Here is a 22,224-nt window from a genome sequence, read left to right on the forward strand (position 1 = left end):
ATGGCCCCTGTCAAGGCCCCTGTGACTAACTGCGTCACGCACGCATCTTTGAGCCGACCATCGTTTGGTTTCTCGAAGATTTAGCGTGTGGGCATCTTCTGACGGAGTGCCGTTCTGATTCCCGATAATCTGACGGAGGCAAGCCCCCGAACCGGAACGTGATCGAGGCAGCGTGCGGAAACAAAAAAGCCGCCTCGGGGGCGGCTTGTGTCAGGGCCGGATGGGCTACCTGATGCGGGTCTTCTGGGAAGCCTTGCGGATCAGCTGCTGCACCGCGTGATCGTGCTTTGCAGCCCGGGCGCGGCGCCATTGAGCATGCTGGGGGTTCTCGAAAACCTCGCCCCGCTCCACCAGGGCGACCATCTCAGCGGCCAGCTCGAAGAAGCGCTGCTGCACCTCGTCCGAGTACTTCCATTCGATATCGCCGTCGTCGGTGTGATTGATCGCACGCGCAAGATTTGCAACCCCCAACCGGGCGCATAGGCGCGCACCCTCGCGGGCCTTTTCTTCTGTGAAGAGTGGTGAATGCGTCACAGCCTCTGCTGCTGTGGGGCGGGTAGACTTTGGATTAGCCATGGTGCACGTCCTTTCAGGTTGGTGCGTTGTGGTCAGGGCACAGCGGATCCGAAGCGGTGGCTGGCGAGCTGACCCGACGACGCCAGGGCATACACCTTGCGCGCCGAGATGGCCAACTGCTTCGCGACATCGGACGCCGACAGCATGCTCATGGAAGCCTCCGCCGTTACTGGATCTGCCCCAGCACACGGTTGACCAGTTCGGCCTTGTGGCCCACGGTCAGGTGGCTGTAGCGCTTCGTGACCTGCAACTGACGATGCCCCAGAAGGTCGCCGATTTCAAGCAGGGTTGCCCCTGACTGCGCGAGCATGGAGGCGCAGGAGTGCCGCAGGTCATGGAAGCGGAAGCTCTTGATCTTGGCCACGCGCAGAACATCCTTCCACATTGGCTCGAAGGCATAGGGCTGGTCAGGTCGACGTGGAGACAGGAACACCAGAGAAGTGGGCGCTGCGGCGAACCGTCGCAGTTCCTCCACCACGGCAGGCACGAGCGGCAAGACCTTGGGATCGCCATTCTTGGTGCGCCCAACGTGCGCCAGTCCGCGCTCGAGATCCACTTCGCTCCAGCGCAGGCCCTGCAATTCACCCTTGCGGGCCCCGGTGGTCAACGCCATGAGCACCAGCAGATACAGGCGCGGCCAGGATGCCGCCTTCACCGCGTCCAGAAGCCGCTGGCGCTCAGCATCCGAAAGGTATCGAGTTTGCTCGTTGTTTTCCTCGCGGCGCTCCACAGCGCGGCACGGGTGCACCCAGCCCTTCGGTGCAATGCGGCGCTTGATCGCCCAGGTGAACACCGCAGCGATGCTGGCACCGTATCGGTTGATCGTGGCGGGCGAGATGCGGCTGCGCTTGGCCTTGTAGATGGGTTTGCCGTGGGCGTCGTTGCCCGCGAAGTAGGTAGCGGGCTGATTGGCCAGGGCTTCGAGTGCAGCGTGGATGTGGTCGTCGCTGACCTGATCCAAGGTGAGGCCTGGCAGGCGTGCGCGCCACCAACTCAGGCGCTGCAGGCGCGTGACATCACGGCCGGCGTAGTGGGCCATGTAGAGGTCGATGAGACGGTCAATCTCAAGCGACCCCGCGCGCATTGGGAGGGTGGGAGGACCGGTTTGCGCCTCGCTGACAGACGAGACGCCGCCACCGGCGGACAGTGGGAAATGCTCCATGATCGAACTCCGTGAAGTTTTGAAACCTCCGTCACCGGAGGACTTAACACGGAGCCCTGAAAAGGGCCATCTACACTAGGAAATCTGGCTCCCCGACCTGGACTCGAACCAGGGACCTGCGGATTAACAGTCCGTCGCTCTACCGACTGAGCTATCAGGGAACAGCCTCGAATTATAGCGTCGTTTTATCCAATTTTTTTCCAGCCCCGCAATGTCTTTGATCAAACCTCTTTTTTGGCTCAGCGCCCTCGCACTCGCTATCGCATCGCTGGTCCCCGTGACGCTGCTTGAAGGCACCGTCTTCAACTTCTGGGACAAGGCGCAACACGCCAGCGGCTTTGCATGGCTTGCGGTCTTGGGGGTGCTTTCGTATCCAAAGAAACCGCGAGGCGTGGCCCTGTCTTTGTTGGCGTATGGCGCGGCCATCGAACTGGCGCAGGCCGCCACCGGTTGGCGCTACGGCGAGTGGTCCGACCTGGCCGCGGATGGCGTGGGCATTCTGATCGGCATGTTCATTGCCGCGTGGGTTTTGCGCAAAACGCCACGCACGGCCTCTTGAACCCACGGGGACGCCGCGCACAATAGCGGCATGTCACAGTCCCCTCCCACCCGCGCATTGCCTTGGCTGGAGCCAGGCCAGGCATTTCCGCCTGTGGAAACGGCGTGGGGCGCAGCCGATCCGGCACCGGGTTTGCTGGCCGCGGGTGGTGTGCTCGACATGCCCACCTTGGTCGCCGCGTACTCGCGGGGCATTTTCCCGTGGTACAGCAGTGGTCAACCCATTCTCTGGTGGAGCACAGACCCTCGCATGGTGCTGGAGCCATCGGCCTTTCGCTTGCACCGCTCCTTGCGCAAGACCCTGCAACGCTGGTTGCGCGAAGGCCGCCTTGAGATCCGAATCGACCAGGAGTTCGAACGCGTGATCCGCGCTTGTGCACATACCGCGCGGGATGGCCAAGCGGGCACATGGATCCTGCCCGCCATGGTGGAAGCCTATGTCAGGTTGCATCAAGCGGGCTTGGCGCACAGCGTGGAAACCTGGCTCGACGGCGAGCTGGCCGGCGGGCTCTATTGCGTCAACCTGGGCGGCATGGTTTATGGAGAGTCCATGTTCAGCCGTCGAACCGATGCCTCCAAGGCAGCACTGGGTGCCCTGGTCGCTTTCTGCAAGGCCCAGGGCCTGCCTTTGATCGACTGCCAGCAGAACACGGCGCACCTGACCTCGCTGGGTGCGCATCTCATGTCCCGCGCGGACTTCTGCGACCACGTTCGCACGGCCCTGGCACAACCTTCACCGCCCTGGAAATTCCTCCCCGTATACTGGCAACACCTCCTCTCTGACGACGGTCCTCGCGCGTGACCCATCTCAAAGAACTCCCGTTGCAGGCGCTGCAGTTCTACGCCACAGCGCCCTATCCCTGCAGCTATCTGCCGGATCGCCAGGCGCGCTCACAGGTGGCCACGCCGAGCCATCTGATCCACAACGACGCCTATTCCGATCTCGTCACGCACGGCTTTCGCCGCAGCGGCATGTTCACCTACCGTCCCTACTGCGACGGCTGCCAGGCCTGTGTGCCATTGAGAGTTCCTGTTGCCACATTCAAGCCCAGTCGCAGCCAGCGGCGCTCGATGGCTCAGCATGGCGCTTTGCAAACGCGCGTGCTCAAACTGTGCTTCATTCCCGAGCACTACCAGCTCTATCTCCGATACCAGAACAGCCGCCATGCGGGCGGCGGCATGGACCACGACAGCATCGATCAGTACACGCAGTTCCTGCTGCAAAGCCGTGTCAACTCCCGACTGGTGGAGTTCTACGAGCCCACGTCATCGGGCGCCCCGACAAAACTCAAGATGGTCTCGATCGTCGATGTGCTCAACGATGGTTTGTCGGCCGTCTACACGTTTTACGAACCTGAAGAGAAGGCCAGCTATGGCACCTACAGCGTGCTCTGGCAGATCGAACAGGCACGCGCACTGAAGCTGCAGAACGTCTACCTCGGCTATTGGATTGGCCAGAGCAGCAAGATGAGCTACAAGGCCAGCTTCCGGCCACACGAGCTGCTGTTGAATAACCACTGGGTCGAGGCGCACCGGCAAGCGTAGACCGGGGCCATTGAGCCCGCAGCGCCAGGGCGCCGATTTCATCTCGTAAAATCGACGGCAACCTTAGGCATCCATGACCAAACGTTCCGAGTCCCTCCCCAGCACGCCGACCGTCCAGGTCATCGAACGCATGTTCAACCTGCTCGAAGTCCTGGCGTCGCGCGAAGATCCCGTGTCGCTGAAGGAAATCAGCGAAAAGACCGGTCTTCATCCTTCCACGGCACACCGCATCCTCAACGACCTGACCATAGGCCGTTTCGTCGATCGCCCTGAAGCGGGCAGCTACCGGCTGGGCATGCGGCTGCTTGAACTGGGCAACCTCGTGAAAGCGCGCCTGAGCGTGCGCGACGCCGCCCTGCTGCCCATGCGCGAACTGCACAAGCTCATCCAGCAGCCCGTCAACCTGAGCGTGCGCCAGGGTGACGAGATCGTGTACGTCGAGCGCGCCTACAGCGAACGCTCGGGCATGCAAGTGGTTCGCGCCATTGGGGGGCGGGCTCCTTTACACCTCACCTCGGTCGGCAAGCTGTTCCTGGCGGACGACGAGCCCCAACGCGTGCGTGCCTATGCCACGCGCACGGGATTGGCTGGCAACACGCGCAACAGTCTCACGCAATTGGCCACACTGGAGCGTGAGTTGGCGCAGTGCCGCCAAGCCGGGGTCGCACGGGACAACGAAGAGCTCGAATTGGGAGTGCGTTGCATGGCCGCCGGCATCTACGACGATCAGAGCAAGTTGGTCGCAGGCCTTTCCATCTCCGCACCCGCCGACCGCATCGACGAAAACTGGGTGCCCAAATTGCGCGCAACGGCGGCAGAAATCTCCACCGCGCTGGGCTGCCCCAAATCACCATCGGGGACGTTGATCCGCTGAGTGCGTTGCCCTGCAGCCATAAAAAAACGGCCCTTGTGGGCCGTTTCTTCATTGGGTGGCGCCGTCAGCCTTGGGGGCGAGCGACCATGCGCGCATCGGTCTGCACTTCCACCCAACGCCTCACGCGCTCGGCATCCTGCATACGGCCCCATTTTCCGGAGGCATCCAGAAACACCATGATGAGTTGCCGGCCGGCCACCTTGGCCTGCATCACCAGGCAACGGCCCGCTTCAGAGATGTAGCCCGTTTTCTGCAGACCGATGTCCCACGACGGGTTCTTGATCAGGCCGTTCGAGTTGTTGTAGTGCAGCGTGCGGCGGCCCAGGTCCACCTCGTAGCTGGGCGACGTAGAGAGGTCGCGCAGGATGGGCATTTGGTAGGCCACCGACACCAGGGTAGCCAGGTCCCGCGCGCTCGACTGGTTTGAACTGGACAAGCCCGTGGGCTCCACGTACCGTGTATCGCGCATGCCCAACTCCGCAGCCTTGCGATTCATCAGGCGCACGAACTCCGACAGGCCCGCAGGATGGGTGCGACCCAACGCATGTGCCGCACGGTTTTCGCTGGACATCAACGCCAGGTGCATCAGCTCACCGCGACTCAGCGTTGTGCCCACTGCCAGTCGCGAACTGCTGCCCTTGTAGGTGTCCACATCGTCCTGCGTGATGGTGATCATCTCCTGCATGTTCAGCTTCGCCTCTGCGACCACCAAACCGGTCATGAGCTTGGTCAATGAAGCAATCGGCAACACAGCGCCATCGTTCTTGCTGAAGAGCACTTCGTTGGTGTCCTGATCGATCACCAGCGCCACGGTGGAATTGAGCTCAAGCGGATCGTCGATGCCACGCAAACCCAGCCGCGCGCCTTCGGACATGCGAGGTGCCACGGCGGTCCGCATCACGGCCGCTCCGCTGGCAGATTTGCGTTGCACGGCCACCTTGTGCAGCGTCCCGGACTTGCCCGCCGCCATCTGCACCTTCACCCGTCCCTTTTGCTTGGCGGCTACCGTGACCGACTTGCGGCTCGGCGCCTTTGCCACGGTCGACTTGGTCTTGCGAGAAGCGGTCACGGCGCGCTTGGGCGCCGTCTTGGCCGTTACCGTTTTCTTGGTCGTCTTGGCCGTTTTCGCCTTTGTAGCAGCTAGCGCATGCATGGGCGCCATGGACAGCGCCATCCAGCTGGCCGCAGCCACCAGCAACAATATCTTGCGAAAGCGATCGACGCTTATGACCATGAATCCACTCCAGCAACATGAAACGCGCAGGAGCGGAGTATAAACATCTTGAAAAATCTAGCAATATCAATTGCTTGTGAAACTGTCTTCAATGAACGGTAGAACAGAGGCGGTTTTGGGTACCATTTTCTCCGTTTCTTGAAGCAGATTCAGCTAAGTCTTTGATTTAATTGAATTTATCCCTGAGCTGCCACGCGATCCGCTTTGCTGTGCAGTTTGTTCAGCGCGCTGAGGTAGGCCTTGGCGGAGGCGACGACGATGTCCGGGTCCGCACCCACCCCATTGACCACACGACCGCCGTGTTGCAATCGCACGGTGACCTCACCCTGGCTTTCTGTCGAACCGCTCGTGATGGCATTGACCGAGTAGAGCAGCATTTCCGCACCACTCTTGACGTGGGTTTCGATCGCTTTGAGCGACGCGTCCACTGGCCCATTGCCATCGCTCTCGCCCTCCACTTCCTTGCCATCCACGGTGAAGACCACGTTCGCATGAGGGCGCTCACCGGTTTCGCTTCTTTGCTTGAGCGAGACCAGGCCGTACTGCTCCTTTTCTGCGGTCACGCTTTCGTCGCTGCACAGCGCCAGGATGTCCTCATCAAAGATCTCGCTCTTGCGATCGGCGAGTTCCTTGAACGCGGCGAAAGCGGTGTTGATTTCGCTCTCGGACTCCATCTCGATACCCAGCTCCTGCAGGCGCTGCTTGAACGCGTTGCGCCCGCTCAGCTTGCCCAGCACGATCTTGTTGGCACTCCAGCCCACGTCTTCGGCGCGCATGATCTCGTAGGTATCCCGCGCCTTGAGCACGCCGTCCTGGTGGATGCCGCTGGCGTGGGCGAACGCGTTGGCACCCACCACGGCCTTGTTGGGCTGCACCACGAAACCGGTGGTCTGGCTCACCATGCGGCTGGCCGGCACGATCTGCGCCGCATCGACCCCGACATCGAGGTCGAAGTAGTCGCGCCGCGTACGCACCGCCATCACGATCTCCTCCAGCGAGCAGTTGCCCGCGCGCTCGCCCAGGCCGTTGATGGTGCATTCCACCTGGCGCGCTCCACCCAGCTTCACGCCGGCCAGCGAATTGGCCACCGCCATGCCCAGGTCGTTGTGACAATGCACCGACCAGATCGCCTTGTCGGAATTGGGCACGCGCTCGCGCAGGTTGCGGATGAACTCGCCATAGAGCTCCGGAATGGCGTAGCCCACGGTGTCGGGAATGTTGAGCGTGGTCGCGCCTTCCTTGATGACGGCCTCCAGTACGCGGCAGAGGAAATCGGGATCGCTGCGGTAGCCATCTTCAGGACTGAACTCAATGTCGTCTACCAGGTTGCGCGCGAATCGCACCGATTGCACCGCCTGCTCCAGCACCTCTTCGGGTGTCATGCGCAGCTTTTTTTCCATGTGCAGCGCACTGGTGGCGATGAAGGTGTGGATGCGCGCACGGCGAGCGCCTTTCAAGGCCTCTGCAGCACGCGCGATGTCGCGGTCGTTGGCGCGCGCCAGCGAACACACTGTGGACTCCTTGATGGTGTTGGCAATCGCCTGCACGCAGTCGAAGTCGCCATTGGAGCTGGCGGCAAACCCCGCCTCGATGACGTCGACCTTGAGGCGCTCAAGCTGGCGCGCGATGCGCAGCTTCTCATCCTTGGTCATCGACGCGCCGGGCGATTGCTCGCCGTCGCGCAAGGTGGTGTCAAAAATGATCAGTTTGTCGCTCATGGGGAAACTCCATTGGAATGGTTGTCGTGAGCAGCCTGCATCAGGCCGCTTGAGAGATTTCGGATCCGCGGGCATGCGCCGCCAGCCCTGCGCGCTGCATGCCGGAGACGATGGCCTTGAAGGAGGCGGACACGATGTTCGCATCGATGCCCACGCCAAACAACGTGCGATGGTCATCGATCCGCAGCTCGACATACGCCACAGCGCGGGCTTCGGCTCCGGAACCGATGGCGTGCTCATGGTAATCCAGCACGCGCAATTGTCGGCCCGTGGCGGCGGCAATGCCATTGACAACAGCGTCGATGGGGCCGTTGCCCTGCCCGTCCACAGCCACCACCTGCCCTGCGATCGGCAACTGCGCGGACACGCGCACGCGCTGCCCATCCACATTGGCAATCGTCGGCTGCACTGGCGCCTGTTTCGGCGAGAGGCCGTATTCGCGCTCGAAGATGGACCAGAGATCGCTGGCGCTCAGTTCCTTGCCCTCGGCGTCCATGACGCGCTGCACCACCTGGCTGAATTCGATCTGCAGCCGGCGTGGCAACTCGAGTCCGTATTCGCTCTCGAGCAGGTAGGCCATGCCCCCCTTGCCCGACTGGCTGTTGACCCGGATGACCGCCTCATAGCTGCGCCCCAGATCCTTGGGGTCGATGGGGAGATAGGGAATCGCCCAGACATCGCCGTCCCGCCGAACCGCGAACGCCTTCTTGATCGCGTCCTGGTGCGAGCCCGAGAACGACGTGTAGACCAGCTCGCCCACATACGGGTGGCGGGGATGCACCGGCAATTGATTGCAGTACTCCACCTCGCGCCGGATGGCATCGATATCGGAGAAGTCGAGCTGGGGCGATACACCTTGCACGTAGAGGTTGAGCGCGACATTGACGACATCGAGGTTGCCCGTGCGCTCACCGTTGCCGAAGAGGCAGCCTTCGACGCGGTGCGCACCGGCCATCATGGCCATCTCGGCGGCGGCGGTGCCAGTGCCGCGGTCGTTGTGCGGGTGCACCGACAACACCACGTTGGGCCGATCGGCGAAGCGCCGGCTCATCCACTCGATCTGGTCGGCGAAAACATTGGGCGTTGCGTTCTCCACCGTCGTGGGCAGGTTGAGAATCACCGGCCGCCCTGCGCCCCACGCGGCAATCGCGGTTTCGCACGCCTGCCAGGACACCTCCAACTCGGCCATGCTGAAGGTTTCGGGCGAGTATTGCAGCACCCATTCGGTCTCGGGCTGTGCATCGGTGAGGCGCTTGATCTGCCCCACGCTGCGCTCGATCAATGCCATCACCTCGGGCACGCTCATGCCGAACACCACGTCGCGCCACACGGGAGCCACCGCGTTGTAGACGTGCACGATGGCTTTGCGCGCACCACGAAGAGACTCGACCGTGCGCGCAATCAACTCTTCACGGGCAGGCGTCATGACCTGAATGGCCACATCCGAGGGAATACGACCTTCGTCGATGAGACGGCGCAGGAAGTCGAACTCCACCTGAGAGGCCGCCGGGAAGCCCACTTCGATTTCCTTGAAACCGATCTTCACCAGCAGATCGAACATGCGCAGCTTGCGCTCCACATCCATCGGTTCGATCAGCGCCTGGTTGCCATCGCGCAAGTCGGTGCTCAGCCAGATGGGTGCCTGGGTCAGCACGGCGTCGGGCCAGATGCGGTCCTTGAGGCCGATGGGTTTGAAAGCGGGGTACTTGCTGGTAGGTTGTTTCAACATGGTGCACTCTCGATGGTCTGTGAAACCCGCAACCCCAAACTAAAACGGCCCGTTGCGGGAGCAAACGGGCCGTTTTGAAGGAATGCGCGCGCGCTATCCAGACTGCCCGTGACGGACATCCAGTAGTAGAGCGAAAGCGCGAAAACTCATGCGGGGAACTCTATCACAAGTTTTTGGTGACGCCGCTCAATCGTCGTGCAGACCGCGTTCATCGGGCTCATCGGTGGAGGTGCTGATCACGCTGGTGGGTTTCCCCTTGGCCTTGCGCCAGCAGTACACCGCGTACCCCGAAAGGCCATACACCACGAACAGCGCGAACAGCACGGTGGGCGGGTGGATGTTGATGACCGCGATCCCCAACGCCACCAGCACGATGGCCGCGAACGGCACGCTCTTCTTCAGGCTCAGGTCCTTGAAGCTGTAGAACGGCACGTTGGTGACCATGGTCAGGCCGGTGTAGAGCGTGATGACGAACATGGGCCAGGTCACGTCCTGCGGCGCGATCTCCAGCTCGGTCATGAGCCAGATGAAACCCGCCACCAGGGCAGCAGCAGCCGGCGATGGCAAGCCCTGGAAATAGCGCTTGTCCACCACCCCGGTGTTGACATTGAAGCGCGCCAGTCGCAATGCCGCACAGGCGCAATAGACGAACGCCGCAATCCATCCCCAGCGGCCAATGTCGCGCAGCGTCCACTCGTAGGCAATCAGCGCCGGCGCCGCGCCGAAGGACACCATGTCGGACAGGGAATCCATCTGTTCGCCAAAGGCGCTCTGGGTATTGGTCATGCGCGCCACGCGCCCATCCAGGCTGTCGAGCACCATGGCCACAAAAATCCCGACGGTCGCCAGATCGAAGCGGCCGTTCATGGCCATGACCACGGAATAGAAGCCGCCGAACAGCGCAGCCAGTGTGATCATGTTGGGCAACATGTAGATGCCCTTGGGACGCCGCGGGCGTTCCTCGTGTTGCGTCATGTGCGGTTCTGTTCCATCGTGCATGGGAGGCCTCTCCTGTCTTCTTGTGTCGGGCGTCGGCCGCTGCGACAGCGATCTGCGTCAAATGTGCAGTGTACGGCAGGGCTGGCAGGGTGAAAAACGACAAAGGCCACCGAAGTGGCCTCTGTCTTTGACCCGCCGCGTGGACGGGTCGCGCGCGCTCCAAGGGATCAGTTGCGCGTCTGGTCCACCAGCTTGTTCTTGGCGATCCAGGGCATCATGGCGCGCAGTTGGGCACCCACCACTTCGATGCTGTGATCGGCCGTGTTACGACGGCGTGCGGTCATCGAGGGGTAGTTCGTGCGGCCTTCGCTGATGAACATCTTGGCGTATTCACCGTTCTGGATGCGCTTGAGCGCGTTGCGCATGGCCACGCGCGACTGCTCGTTGATCACCTCGGGACCCGTCACGTACTCGCCGTATTCGGCGTTGTTCGAGATCGAGTAGTTCATGTTGGCGATGCCGCCTTCGTAGATCAGGTCGACGATGAGCTTGAGTTCGTGCAGGCACTCGAAGTAGGCCATTTCGGGTGCATAGCCCGCTTCCACTAGCGTCTCGTAACCCATCTTGATCAACTCGACCGCGCCACCGCACAACACGGCTTGTTCGCCGAACAAGTCGGTCTCGGTCTCTTCCTTGAAGTTGGTTTCGATGATGCCAGCCTTGCCGCCACCGTTGGCCATGGCATAGGACAGGGCCAGGTCACGCGCCTTGCCGGTCTTGTCCTGGTGTACCGCCACCAGGTGGGGCACGCCGCCGCCTTGCGTGTACGTGTTGCGCACGGTGTGGCCAGGGGCCTTGGGCGCGACCATCCACACGTCCAGATCGGCGCGCGGGATAACCTGGTTGTAATGCACGTTGAAGCCGTGGGCGAACGCCAGCGAAGCGCCTTGCTTGATGTTGGGCGCCACGTTGTTGTTGTAGACCTCGGCGATCTGCTCGTCGGGCAACAGGATCATGACCACGTCGGCGGCCTTCACGGCGTCGTTCACTTCCAGAACGTTCAGTCCCGCTTTGCCGACCTTGTCCCACGAGGCGCCGCCCTTGCGCAGGCCGACCACGACCTTCACGCCGCTGTCGTTCAGGTTTTGCGCATGGGCGTGGCCCTGGCTGCCGTAGCCGATGATGGCCACGGTCTTGCCCTTGATCAGGGACAGGTCACAGTCTTTGTCGTAGAAAACTTTCATCTCATTGCTCCAATAGATTGATGGGTTGTGCCGTTCTTCGCGAGCCTGTCGAAGGGCTCTCGGTACCCTGCCCCGCCTCAGCAGCGGAACAAGGCTTCGACAGGCTCAGCGCGAACGGGCGAAAGGCTGAGCCCCGAAAAAGTCAAACGCGCAGGATTCTCTCACCTCGGCCGATGCCGCTGGCACCGGTGCGCACGGTTTCGAGAATGGCCGAGCGGTCGATAGCCTCCAGGAAGGCGTCGTTCTTGCCCTGGTCGCCCGTGAGTTCGATGGTGTAACTCTTCTCGGTCACGTCGATGATGCGACCGCGGAAGATGTCGGCCATGCGCTTCATTTCCTCGCGCTCCTTGCCCACCGCACGCACCTTCACCATCATGAGCTCGCGCTCGGTGTAGGCGCCTTCGGTGAGGTCGACCACCTTGACGACTTCGATCAGGCGGTTCAGGTGCTTGGTGATCTGCTCAATGACATCGTCCGACCCCGTGGTCTGGATCGTCATGCGCGAGAGGCTCGGGTCTTCGGTGGGCGCCACCGTGAGCGATTCGATGTTGTAACCACGGGCGGAGAAGAGTCCCACCACGCGCGACAAGGCGCCGGGTTCGTTCTCCAGCAAGACAGCAATGATGTGTTTCATGGGTGCGATTCCTCTTTTCGCCGCCCTCCCCCGTGCACGGTAATGCACGGGCTCGACGGACAATAGATTCGTCTAGGGGGATGAAGCGGCACGTTGACCGACGCCGCTTCGCTTGAAGGTGTTTACAGGTCCTCGGAACCCAGCAGCATCTCGGTGATGCCTTTACCGGCCTGGACCATGGGGAACACGTTCTCCGTGGGGTCGGTGCGGAAGTCCATGAACACGGTGCGGTCCTTGAGCTTGCGCGCCTCGCGCAGTGCCGGCTCCACGTCCTGCGGCTTTTCGATCAGCATGCCGACGTGGCCATAGGCCTCGGCAAGCTTCACGAAATCGGGCAAGGCGTCCATGTAGCTGTGGCTGTAACGGCCTTCGTAGTCCAGCTCCTGCCACTGCCGCACCATGCCGAGGTAGCGGTTGTTCAACGAGCAGATCTTGATCGGCGTCTTGTACTGGAAGCAGGTGGACAGTTCCTGGATGTTCATCTGCACCGAGCCTTCGCCGGTAATGGTGAACACCTCGGCGTCCGGTTTGGCCAGCTTGATGCCCATGGCATAGGGAATGCCCACGCCCATGGTGCCCAGGCCTCCGGAGTTGATCCAGCGGCGTGGTTCGTCGAAGCGGTAGTACTGCGCCGCCCACATCTGGTGCTGACCGACGTCGGACGTGATGTAGGCGTCGGCATCCTTGGTCATGTTCCAGAGCGTTTCGATCACGTACTGGGGCTTGATGACGTCCTGGTTGCCACGGTCGTACTTCAGGCAGTCCCTGGAGCGCCAGGCCTCGATGGTCTTCCACCATTCGCCCAACGCCTTCTCATCAGGACGCGAGGCGTTCTCGCGCACCATGTTGATCAGCTCGGTCAGCACGTCCTTGACGTCGCCGACGATGGGCACATCGACCTTGACGCGCTTGGAGATGCTCGAAGGGTCGATGTCGATGTGGATGATCTTGCGCTCGTTCTGCGCGAAGTGCTTGGGGTTGCCGATCACCCGGTCGTCAAAGCGCGCGCCCACGGCCAGCAACACGTCGCAGTTCTGCATGGCGTTGTTGGCTTCGATCGTGCCGTGCATGCCCAGCATGCCGAGGAACTTGCGGTCCGACGCGGGGTACGCGCCCAGTCCCATCAAGGTGTTGGTGACCGGGTAGCCCAGCATGTCCACCAAGGTGCGCAGCTCCTGGGTGGCATTGCCCAGCAGCACGCCGCCGCCGGTGTAGATGTAGGGCCGTTTCGCCGTCAGCAGCAGTTGCAGGGCCTTGCGGATCTGGCCGCCATGGCCTTTGCGCACGGGGTTGTACGAGCGCATTTCAACCGACTCGGGGTAGCCGTGGTATGGCACCTTGTTGAACGACACGTCCTTCGGGATATCCACCACCACGGGACCGGGACGGCCAGTGCGCGCGATGTGAAAGGCCTTTTTCATCACCGCGGCCATGTCGCGCGCATCCTTCACCAGGAAGTTGTGCTTGACGATGGGGCGCGTGATGCCGACGGTGTCGCACTCCTGGAAGGCGTCCAGACCGATCGCGGCCGTGGGCACCTGGCCGGAGATGATGACCATCGGAATGCTGTCCATGTAGGCGGTGGCGATGCCGGTCACGGCATTCGTCAGGCCCGGGCCGGAGGTGACCAGGGCCACGCCCACGTCACCGGTGGCGCGCGCATAGCCGTCGGCCGCGTGCACTGCCGCCTGCTCGTGGCGCACCAGCACGTGCTGGATGGTGTCCTGCTTGTAGAAAGCGTCGTAGATGTGCAGCACAGCACCACCGGGGTAGCCCCAGATGTACTTCACCTGCTCGGCCTGGAGGGCCTTGACGAGGATTTCTGCGCCGCGGAGGTCTTGGGGGGCTGCGCCTGTACCCGACTGGGCGGCGGCAGCCGAGGCCAGTTCGGCCTTGCTGATTTCCATGATGAACCTTTCGAGAATTTCTCTGACGAAAAACCTTGGGTGCCTCTAGACCAACTCTTGTGAAGCGGTGTCGAGACTTAAGACCAATGGCCATGGGCGGGCACATACCCCGCCGGACCTTGATCCGTTTGCCTTTTTGAATTGCAGCCGCGATTATCGCACCGCAACACGAAGAACATGCCGCGATCGCCGCCAAATGCGTGCTCGCGCCCTTGAATTTGCTGCGATGCGACAATCGCCGCTCCGCGTTTTTTCGATGCGCGCCCCGCGCCACGGCCCCTTTTCATGACCGAACACCCACCCGACAACCGCCCTGCGCTGACGGCGCCCTCCCTGCGCCGGCGCATGGCGTGCTGGCTCTACGAAGGCATGCTGATGTTCGGCGTTGTCTTCATCGCGGGCTATCTGTTCTCCACCCTTACCCAGACCCGCCACGCGCTGGACAACCGCCACGCCCAGCAGGCCTTTCTGTTCGTGGTGTTCGGCATCTACTTCACCTGGTTCTGGGCCAAGGGCCAGACCCTGGCCATGAAGACCTGGCACATCCGCGTCGTCGACCGCCACGGCCAGGCCCTGACCCAGTCCCGCGCCTTGCTGCGCTACCTGCTGTCCTGGCTCTGGCTGCTACCGCCCTTGGCCGTCTCGGGGCTCTTCAAACTGGCCGGCGGCGAACTCACCGTGTTGCTGATCGGCTGGATCGTGATCTGGGCCCTGCTCTCGCGCTTTCATCCGCAGCGACAATTCCTCCACGACGCGCTGGCCGGCACACGGCTGGTGCACCATCTCTCACCCGCCAAGCGATGACCGCACGCCCCGACCAGGAACCGGTAGACGCCCAAAAGCGGCGCACGGGCCTCTCCCGCATCGCCCACGCCTTCGGCTACTCCGTGGCGGGCCTGCGCGCGGGCTGGGGCGAAACCGCCTTCCGCCAGGAGGCCCTGGCGGCCGTCATATTGGTTCCCACCGCATTCTGGCTGGGCAACACGTGGGTGGAAACCGCGTTGTTGATCGCCTCCGTGGTGGCGGTGATGGTGGTGGAGCTGCTCAACACCGGCATCGAAACGGCCATCGACCGCATCGGCCCCGAATGGCACAACCTGTCCAAGCGCGCCAAGGACATGGGCAGCGCCGCTGTGCTCCTGAGCCTGCTGCTGTGCGGCGGCATCTGGCTGGCCGCCCTGTGGGCGCGCTGGGCCTGAAAAACAACCATCCCCATCTCCTGAACATGACCACTCCCGCCTTTTCCCTCTGCGTGTATTGCGGCTCCCGCCCGGGTGTCGACCCGGCTTTTGCCGAAGTGGCCCGCGCCACCGGCACCTGGATCGGATCGCATGGGGGCCAGTTGGTCTATGGGGGCGGCCGCAACGGCCTCATGGGCCTGCTCTCCGAGGCCACGCTGAAGGCCGGCGGACGCGTGGTCGGCATCATTCCCAAGGCACTGGTCGAGAAGGAATGGGCCGACGACCGCTGCACCGAACTGCACGTGGTCGACACCATGCACGAGCGCAAACGCATGATGGCCGAGAAGGCCGATGCGTTTCTGGCACTGCCCGGTGGCATCGGTACGTTCGAGGAGTTTTTCGAGGTCTGGACCTGGCGCCAGCTCGGCTACCACGACAAACCCGTGGGCCTGCTCAACGTGGCAGGTTACTACGACGGCCTGATGACCTTCCTGCGCACCGGCGTCGAACAGGCGTTCATGAACGCGTGGCAGATGGACCTGATCCGCGTGGGCTCGGACCTCTCCAGCCTGCTGCCCGAACTGGTGCAATCGGCCGGGCTCTCGCCCGAGCCGCGCATCGAGGCGATCTGAGCGGGATCAGACCGCCGTTTCGTCCTGCTCGCCGGTGCGGATGCGCACCACGCGCTCCACTTCCGTCACGAAGATCTTGCCGTCACCGATCTTGCCGGTGCGCGCTGCGCGGATGATCGCGTCGACACAGCGGTCCACGTCGTCGGACTTCACCACCACCTCGATCTTGACCTTGGGCAGGAAGTCGACCACGTATTCGGCACCGCGGTAGAGCTCGGTGTGGCCCTTCTGGCGGCCAAAGCCCTTGACCTCCGTCACGGTCAAGCCGGTCACGCCCTGCTCGGCCAGAGCCTCGCGCACCTCTTCGAGCTTGAACGGTTTGATGACGGCGGTGATTTGCTTCATGCGGGGTCTCCAGGACGGTACGGTGTTTCGCGGGGGATTATGCCCAAGGGCGCCATCCCCAGCGGCGCGCTGCGGCAATGGTTCAGCCAGATCTCAAGCGCGGTACTTGCTGGTGATCGGATAACGCCAGTCCTTGCCGAAGCTGCGGTGCGTCACGCGAATGCCCACAGGCGCTTGCCGGCGCTTGTACTCGTTGATGCGGATGAGGCGCACCACCTTGTCCACGTCGGCACGCTCGAAACCCGCTGCCACGATGCTCTCGGGGCTCTGGTCGTTCTCCATGTAGCGCTCGATGATGGCGTCGAGCACGGCGTATTCGGGCAGGCTGTCCTGGTCCTTCTGGTCGGGTCGCAATTCCGCGCTAGGCGGGCGCGTGATGATGCGCTCTGGGATCGGGTTGGCCCCGGTGCCGTACGGATCGTGTGCATTGCGCCAGCGCGCCAGCTTGAACACCATGGTCTTGGCCACGTCCTTGATGACCGCGAAACCGCCCGCCATGTCGCCGTACAGCGTGCAGTAGCCGGTGGCCATCTCGCTCTTGTTGCCGGTGGTCAGCACGATGCTGCCGAACTTGTTGGACAAGGCCATGAGCAAGGTGCCGCGGATGCGCGCCTGCAGGTTTTCTTCGGTCGTGTCTTCGGGCAAACCGGCGAACTCGTTGGCCAGGCTGGCCTTGAACGCTTCGAACTGCGGCGCAATCGCGATCTCGTCGTAGCGCACACCCAGGCGCTCGGCCATGTCGCGCGCGTCGATCCAGGAAATGTCCGCCGTGTAGGGCGAGGGCATCATCACCGTGCGCACCTTGTCCTTGCCCAAGGCATCGACCGCGATCGCCAGCACGAGCGCCGAATCGATGCCCCCCGACAGGCCGAGGATCGCGCCGGGAAAACCGTTCTTGCCCAGGTAGTCGCGCACGCCCAGCACCAGTGCGTGCCAGAGATCGGCCTCGGGACTGTGCGCGCGGTCGGTCTCGGCGGCAATCTGCCAGCCCGCACCGTGCCGCGCGAAGGCCACGTCGAACAAGGTTTCTTCAAAGCTCACCGCACGGCCCGCAAGCGCGCCATCGGCCCCCAGCACGAAGCTGCGGCCTTCGAACACGATCTCGTCCTGCCCGCCCACCAGGTGGGCGTAGACCAGCGGCAGGCCCGTGGCGCGCACACGCTCGCGCATGGTGGCTTCACGCTCGCCGCCCTTGCCGGCATGGAAGGGGGAGGCGTTGATGACCGCGAGCACCTCGGCGCCGGCGGCTTTCGCGTCGGCCGCGGGCACGTCGAACCAGGCGTCTTCGCAGATCAGCAAACCCACGCGCACACCTTCCACGACGATCACACAAGCGCCATGACCGGGCACGAAATAGCGGCGTTCGTCGAACACCTGGTAGTTGGGCAGTTCGCGCTTGGCATAGGTATGGATCACGCGGCCCTCGCACAGCACGCTCGCCGCGTTGTGCAAGCAAGACACGGCCACGCTGCGCTCGCGCCGTTCCACCGCCACGCCCGCGGCGCGCGCCGGATGTCCCACCACGATGTGCAGGCCTTTGAGATGCGCCGTACCGCTGGCCACCACTTTGAGGGCATCATCGCAGGCGTCGATGAAAGCGGGCCGCAGGAACAGGTCTTCGGCCGCGTAACCGCACACCGCCAGTTCCGGCGTGAGCAGCAGGCGCACGCCGCGCCCATAAGCCTGCGTGGCGGCATCGACGATTTTTTGGGCATTGCCCACCATGTCGCCCACCACGAAATTGAGCTGGGCCACGCAAATGGAGAGAGTCATGGAGTTGTCTGGAAATCGGGCTGGAGTTGCCGCGCGCAAGCGGTGGCCGGGAGCCGTGATTGGCTGAAATCGATTATGTCACCCGGGTCTTCGTGTCGCCGCGCGAGATCGACGCGCACGCGTGGAATGCCTTGCTCGCGCTGCAGACCGATCCGAGTCCCTTCGTGCGGCACGAGTATCTGAGCGCCCTGCACGACAGCGGCAGTGCCAACGCAAGCACCGGCTGGCAGCCGCAGTTCCTGACGCTGTGGCATGGCGAAGCGCTGCACGCGGCCTGCCCCATGTACCTCAAGAGCCATTCGTACGGCGAGTACGTGTTCGACTGGGCCTGGGCCAACGCCTACGAGCAGCATGGCATGCGCTACTACCCCAAGGCGCTGGTCGCGGTGCCGTTCACGCCGGTACCCGGAGCGCGCCTGCTGGCGCGTGACGCCACGGCGCGAGCCGCTCTCGTGCGCGCACTGATCGATCGCGCACGCGATGAGAAACTCTCCTCCCTACACCTGCTGTTCGCGCAGCCGCAGGACATCGCCGCCTGCGAAGCCGCCGGACTGATGCTGCGCCACACCGTGCAGTTCCACTGGCAGAACGAAGACGCCCACAGCGGCGCGCCGTTCCGCGATTTCGACCATTTCCTCGCCAGTCTGCAGCAGGAAAAGCGCAAGAAGATCCGGCAGGAGCGGCGCAAGGTGTTCGATGCCGGCGTGCGTTTCCGCTCGGCGCGCGGCAAAGACATTTCCGATGCCGACTGGGACTTCTTCTACCGCTGCTACGAGCGCACCTACCTCGAACACGGCAATGCACCCTACCTCAGCCGCGATTTCTTCCACCGCATGGCGCAGAGCATGCCGGAGAACTGGCTGCTCTTCGTCGCCGAATTCGATGGCCGCGCCATCGCCTGCAGCCTGATCGGCATCGACAGCGCCACGCTCACCGCCTACGGGCGCTACTGGGGCGCGCTGGAGCGGGTGGATTGCCTGCACTTCGAGGCCTGCTACTACCAGCCATTGATCTGGTGCATCCTGAACGGCTTCGCGCGCTTCGAAGGTGGCGCACAAGGCGAACACAAGATGGCGCGTGCCCTGCTCCCGGTGAAGACCACCAGCGCGCACTGGCTGGCACACCCGGCGTTCGCGGATGCGGTCGACCGTTTCCTGCAACGCGAAGGCCAGGGCATCGGGGAGTACCTCGACCACCTGGCCTTGCGCAATCCGTTCAAGGCAGAGCCTTGAACACCTGAGCGATCAGGCCTTCTGGGCCTTCTCGTAGTTCGCGATGCCGTCCAGGATCTCCTGGTGAGCGGCGTCCTTGCCTTCCCAGCCCAGCACCTTCACCCACTTGCCCGGCTCCAGGTCCTTGTAGTGCTCAAAGAAGTGCTGGATGGTGTTCAACCGCATCGGGTTCAGGTCCTCGGGCTTCTGCCACTGGGTGTAGATCGACAGGATCTTGTCGGTCGGCACGGCCAGCACCTTGCCGTCTTCACCGGCCTCATCCTGCATCTTCAGGATGCCGATCGCACGGCAGGGCACGACCACGCCAGGGATCAGCGGCACGGGGGTGATCACCAGCACGTCCACCGGGTCGCCGTCGCCCGAGATGGTTTTGGGCACGTAGCCGTAGTTGGTCGGGTAGTGCATGGCGGTGCTCATGAAGCGGTCCACGAAGATCGCACCGGTTTCCTTGTCCACCTCGTACTTGATCGGATCGGCGTTCATCGGGATTTCGATGATCACGTTGAACGAGTCGGGCACGTTTTTGCCTGGAGTGACGTTGTCGAGAGCCATAAGGTTGTGGGAAGTAGTTGAAACGAAAGAATTCGCCCGAAGACCGGCGGGTACACAAAGGCGCGTACAGACAAGTCTGACGCGCCTAGGATTTACCCTGATTTTACTGATTCAGAACTGACTTCCCGTGCGATCGGCACGCGCATTCGCGCAATTGCCCTTAAATTCGTAGCGTTGGCCAATCGCCCTGTCCCGACGCTGCGCAACGCAGCATCCACTGGCAGCGAGGAAGCAACGCAGCGGGGGCATCCCCGGAGGCGTTGCCCCCTCCAAGTCGAAAACGAGCAGGAGCAAATCTGATGGTTGGACAATCTGCGCTGATTTTTGCGTTGGTGTGTGGACTCATTGCCGTGGTCTACGGCTTCTGGTCCCGAAGTTGGATTCTTTCGCAGGACGCGGGCAACGCCCGCATGCAGGAGATCGCGGGCGCCATTCAAACCGGTGCCGCGGCCTATCTGGCGCGGCAGTACAAGACCATTGGCATCGTCGGCGTGGTGCTCGCCGTGCTGATCGGCATCTTTCTCAACCCCATCACCGCCATCGGCTTCGTGCTGGGCGCGGTGCTCTCGGGCGCGTGCGGCTTCATCGGCATGAACATCTCGGTGCGCGCCAATGTGCGCACCGCACAAGCCGCCACCAAGGGCATCGGCCCGGCGCTGGATGTGGCCTTTCGCGGCGGCGCCATCACCGGCATGCTGGTGGTGGGCCTGGGCCTGCTGGGCGTGGCCGGCTTCTTCTGGTTCCTGCTGAGCCAGGCAGGCACGAGCGGAGCCAACAGCCTGAGCCAATTGCTCAACCCGTTGATCGGTTTTGCCTTCGGCTCCTCGCTCATCTCCATCTTCGCGCGGCTGGGCGGCGGTATTTTCACCAAGGGCGCTGACGTCGGCGCCGACCTGGTGGGCAAGGTGGAAGCCGGCATCCCGGAAGACGATCCGCGCAACCCGGCCGTGATCGCCGACAACGTGGGCGACAACGTGGGTGACTGTGCCGGCATGGCGGCCGACCTGTTCGAAACCTATGCGGTCACGCTCATCGCCACCATGGTGCTGGGCGCGCTCATGGTCACCGCCGCGCCGATGCAGGCCGTGCTCTACCCGCTGGTGCTGGGGGCCGTGTCCATCATCGCGTCGATCATCGGCTGCTTCTTCGTCAAGGCCAGCCCCGGCATGAAGAACGTGATGCCCGCGCTCTACAAGGGCCTGGCCATCGCCGGCGTGCTCTCGCTCATCGCCTTCTGGTTCGTCACCGGCTGGATCGTGCCGGACAACGCCATCACCGCCAGCGGCAGCCAACTGCGCCTCTTCGGCGCCTGCGCCGTGGGCCTGGTACTGACCGCCTTGCTGGTGTGGATCACCGAGTTCTACACCGGCACGCAATACTCACCGGTGAAGCACATCGCGCAAGCGTCCACCACCGGCCATGGCACCAACATCATTGCCGGCCTCGGTGTCTCCATGCGCTCCACGGCATGGCCGGTGCTGTTCGTCTGCGCGGCCATCATTGCGGCCTACGCGCTGGCCGGCCTGTACGGCATTGCCACCGCCGCCACCGCGATGTTGAGCATGGCAGGCATCGTGGTCGCGCTGGACGCCTATGGTCCCATCACCGACAACGCCGGCGGCATCGCCGAAATGGCCGAGCTGCCCAGCAGCGTGCGCGACATCACCGACCCGCTGGACGCCGTGGGCAACACCACCAAGGCGGTGACCAAGGGCTACGCCATCGGCTCGGCCGGCCTGGCCTCGCTGGTGCTGTTCGCCGACTACACGCACAAGCTGGAAACCTACGGTGCCAAGGTCAGCTTCGACCTGAGCGACCCGATGGTGATCATCGGCCTGTTCATCGGCGGCATGATCCCCTACCTGTTCGGTGCCATGGCCATGGAAGCGGTGGGCCGCGCCGCCGGTTCGGTGGTGGTGGAGGTGCGCCGCCAGTTCAAGGAGATCCCCGGCATCATGGAAGGCACGGCCAAGCCCGAGTACGGCAAGGCGGTGGACATGCTGACCTCGGCGGCCATCAAGGAAATGATCATCCCCAGCCTGCTGCCGGTGATCGTGCCCATTCTGGTCGGCGTGTTCCTCGGTCCGAAGGCCTTGGGCGGCCTGCTCATGGGAACCATCGTCACCGGCCTGTTCGTCGCCATCTCCATGTGCACGGGCGGTGGCGCGTGGGACAACGCCAAGAAATACATCGAAGACGGCCACCACGGCGGCAAGGGCAGCGAAGCGCACAAGGCCGCCGTGACCGGCGACACCGTGGGCGACCCCTACAAGGACACCGCCGGCCCGGCCGTGAACCCGTTGATCAAGATCATCAACATCGTGGCGCTGCTGATCGTGCCGCTGCTGCCCCTGGCGACCTGAGCTTTCTTTCGCCACGGCTTGAAGGC

22 protein-coding genes and 1 tRNA gene are annotated in these 22,224 nt (G+C 63.1%); 9 read left to right on the forward strand and 14 right to left on the reverse strand.

Annotation, left to right across the window (positions count from 1 at the left end; all coding sequences use genetic code 11):
* Window positions 1-225: 225 nt before the first annotated feature.
* The 4 genes from F9K07_RS16135 to F9K07_RS16145 all read right to left on the reverse strand — a co-directional run bounded on the left by F9K07_RS16135 (window position 226) and on the right by F9K07_RS16145 (window position 1,899).
* Window positions 226-576 (reverse strand): hypothetical protein, encoded by a 351-nt coding sequence (locus F9K07_RS16135; RefSeq protein ID WP_159594403.1) that lies wholly within the window; start codon window positions 574-576, stop codon window positions 226-228.
* 32 nt (window positions 577-608) lie between these two features.
* On the reverse strand, window positions 609-728 hold the full coding sequence (locus F9K07_RS31595) for a helix-turn-helix domain-containing protein (protein ID WP_201451436.1): 120 nt from the start codon (window positions 726-728) through the stop codon (window positions 609-611).
* A gap of 14 nt (window positions 729-742) precedes the next feature.
* On the reverse strand, window positions 743-1,738 hold the full coding sequence (locus tag F9K07_RS16140) for a tyrosine-type recombinase/integrase (protein WP_159594404.1): 996 nt from the start codon (window positions 1,736-1,738) through the stop codon (window positions 743-745).
* Between the two features lie 85 nt (window positions 1,739-1,823).
* Window positions 1,824-1,899: transfer RNA gene (locus F9K07_RS16145), tRNA-Asn, on the reverse strand.
* A 116-nt stretch (window positions 1,900-2,015) separates the two neighbouring features.
* On the opposite strand from F9K07_RS16145, the gene F9K07_RS16150 reads away from it, so the two are divergent.
* From F9K07_RS16150 to F9K07_RS16165, 4 genes are all read left to right on the forward strand, one after another.
* Window positions 2,016-2,297, forward strand: a complete 282-nt coding sequence (locus tag F9K07_RS16150) for a hypothetical protein (protein ID WP_201451437.1) — start codon at window positions 2,016-2,018, stop codon at window positions 2,295-2,297.
* A 30-nt stretch (window positions 2,298-2,327) separates the two neighbouring features.
* The gene (gene aat, locus F9K07_RS16155) at window positions 2,328-3,098 is read left to right on the forward strand and encodes a leucyl/phenylalanyl-tRNA--protein transferase (RefSeq protein ID WP_159594406.1); all 771 of its coding nucleotides are present in this window, start codon (window positions 2,328-2,330) and stop codon (window positions 3,096-3,098) included.
* Window positions 3,095-3,841, forward strand: coding sequence for an arginyltransferase (locus F9K07_RS16160; protein WP_159594407.1), 747 nt, complete (start codon window positions 3,095-3,097; stop codon window positions 3,839-3,841). The genes aat and F9K07_RS16160 overlap by 4 nt, the downstream gene beginning before the upstream one ends.
* Window positions 3,842-3,914: 73 nt before the next feature.
* Entirely contained in the window at window positions 3,915-4,715 is an 801-nt protein-coding gene (locus tag F9K07_RS16165; protein ID WP_159594408.1) for an IclR family transcriptional regulator, read from the forward strand.
* Between the two features lie 64 nt (window positions 4,716-4,779).
* Here the strand turns inward: F9K07_RS16165 and F9K07_RS16170 are convergent, their stop codons facing one another.
* The 7 genes from F9K07_RS16170 to F9K07_RS16200 all read right to left on the reverse strand — a co-directional run bounded on the left by F9K07_RS16170 (window position 4,780) and on the right by F9K07_RS16200 (window position 14,120).
* The gene (locus F9K07_RS16170) at window positions 4,780-5,949 is read right to left on the reverse strand and encodes a serine hydrolase (RefSeq protein WP_442907333.1); all 1,170 of its coding nucleotides are present in this window, start codon (window positions 5,947-5,949) and stop codon (window positions 4,780-4,782) included.
* Window positions 5,950-6,125: 176 nt separating this feature from the next.
* Window positions 6,126-7,667, reverse strand: coding sequence for a 2-isopropylmalate synthase (locus tag F9K07_RS16175; RefSeq protein WP_159594409.1), 1,542 nt, complete (start codon window positions 7,665-7,667; stop codon window positions 6,126-6,128).
* Window positions 7,668-7,707: 40 nt separating this feature from the next.
* The gene (leuA, locus tag F9K07_RS16180) at window positions 7,708-9,396 is read right to left on the reverse strand and encodes a 2-isopropylmalate synthase (RefSeq protein ID WP_159594410.1); all 1,689 of its coding nucleotides are present in this window, start codon (window positions 9,394-9,396) and stop codon (window positions 7,708-7,710) included.
* 186 nt (window positions 9,397-9,582) lie between these two features.
* On the reverse strand, window positions 9,583-10,395 hold the full coding sequence (gene pssA, locus F9K07_RS16185) for a CDP-diacylglycerol--serine O-phosphatidyltransferase (protein WP_159594411.1): 813 nt from the start codon (window positions 10,393-10,395) through the stop codon (window positions 9,583-9,585).
* 167 nt (window positions 10,396-10,562) lie between these two features.
* Window positions 10,563-11,579, reverse strand: a complete 1,017-nt coding sequence (gene ilvC, locus F9K07_RS16190; protein WP_159594412.1) for a ketol-acid reductoisomerase — start codon at window positions 11,577-11,579, stop codon at window positions 10,563-10,565.
* A gap of 142 nt (window positions 11,580-11,721) precedes the next feature.
* Window positions 11,722-12,213 (reverse strand): acetolactate synthase small subunit, encoded by a 492-nt coding sequence (gene ilvN / locus F9K07_RS16195; RefSeq protein WP_137918017.1) that lies wholly within the window; start codon window positions 12,211-12,213, stop codon window positions 11,722-11,724.
* A gap of 122 nt (window positions 12,214-12,335) precedes the next feature.
* Window positions 12,336-14,120: an acetolactate synthase 3 catalytic subunit gene (locus F9K07_RS16200; RefSeq protein ID WP_159594413.1), complete on the reverse strand. Its 1,785-nt coding sequence runs from the start codon at window positions 14,118-14,120 to the stop codon at window positions 12,336-12,338.
* A gap of 285 nt (window positions 14,121-14,405) precedes the next feature.
* Between F9K07_RS16200 and F9K07_RS16205 the strand changes: the two genes are divergently transcribed.
* Genes F9K07_RS16205 through F9K07_RS16215 form a run of 3 tightly spaced genes read left to right on the forward strand, consistent with a single transcriptional unit; the run spans window position 14,406 to window position 15,933 of the window.
* Complete coding sequence (locus tag F9K07_RS16205) at window positions 14,406-14,924, forward strand: RDD family protein (RefSeq protein WP_159594414.1); 519 nt, start codon at window positions 14,406-14,408, stop codon at window positions 14,922-14,924.
* The gene (locus F9K07_RS16210; RefSeq protein WP_159594415.1) at window positions 14,921-15,319 is read left to right on the forward strand and encodes a diacylglycerol kinase; all 399 of its coding nucleotides are present in this window, start codon (window positions 14,921-14,923) and stop codon (window positions 15,317-15,319) included. The genes F9K07_RS16205 and F9K07_RS16210 overlap by 4 nt, the downstream gene beginning before the upstream one ends.
* A gap of 26 nt (window positions 15,320-15,345) precedes the next feature.
* Window positions 15,346-15,933, forward strand: a complete 588-nt coding sequence (locus tag F9K07_RS16215) for a TIGR00730 family Rossman fold protein (RefSeq protein WP_159594416.1) — start codon at window positions 15,346-15,348, stop codon at window positions 15,931-15,933.
* A gap of 6 nt (window positions 15,934-15,939) precedes the next feature.
* Here the strand turns inward: F9K07_RS16215 and F9K07_RS16220 are convergent, their stop codons facing one another.
* On the reverse strand, window positions 15,940-16,278 hold the full coding sequence (locus F9K07_RS16220) for a P-II family nitrogen regulator (protein ID WP_159594417.1): 339 nt from the start codon (window positions 16,276-16,278) through the stop codon (window positions 15,940-15,942).
* 93 nt (window positions 16,279-16,371) lie between these two features.
* Window positions 16,372-18,051, reverse strand: coding sequence for an NAD+ synthase (locus tag F9K07_RS16225; protein ID WP_159594418.1), 1,680 nt, complete (start codon window positions 18,049-18,051; stop codon window positions 16,372-16,374).
* Window positions 18,052-18,110: 59 nt separating this feature from the next.
* Between F9K07_RS16225 and F9K07_RS16230 the strand changes: the two genes are divergently transcribed.
* Entirely contained in the window at window positions 18,111-19,283 is a 1,173-nt protein-coding gene (locus F9K07_RS16230; protein ID WP_159594419.1) for a GNAT family N-acetyltransferase, read from the forward strand.
* 12 nt (window positions 19,284-19,295) lie between these two features.
* Here F9K07_RS16230 and ppa read toward each other — a convergent pair whose 3' ends face one another.
* Window positions 19,296-19,835: an inorganic diphosphatase gene (ppa, locus tag F9K07_RS16235; RefSeq protein WP_159594420.1), complete on the reverse strand. Its 540-nt coding sequence runs from the start codon at window positions 19,833-19,835 to the stop codon at window positions 19,296-19,298.
* A 299-nt stretch (window positions 19,836-20,134) separates the two neighbouring features.
* Between ppa and F9K07_RS16240 the strand changes: the two genes are divergently transcribed.
* Entirely contained in the window at window positions 20,135-22,198 is a 2,064-nt protein-coding gene (locus F9K07_RS16240; RefSeq protein WP_159594421.1) for a sodium-translocating pyrophosphatase, read from the forward strand.
* The last annotated feature ends 26 nt before the right edge of the window (window positions 22,199-22,224 follow it).

The sequence above is a fragment of the Hydrogenophaga sp. BPS33 genome, assembly GCF_009859475.1.
In the GTDB taxonomy this organism is placed as follows: domain Bacteria; phylum Pseudomonadota; class Gammaproteobacteria; order Burkholderiales; family Burkholderiaceae_C; genus Hydrogenophaga.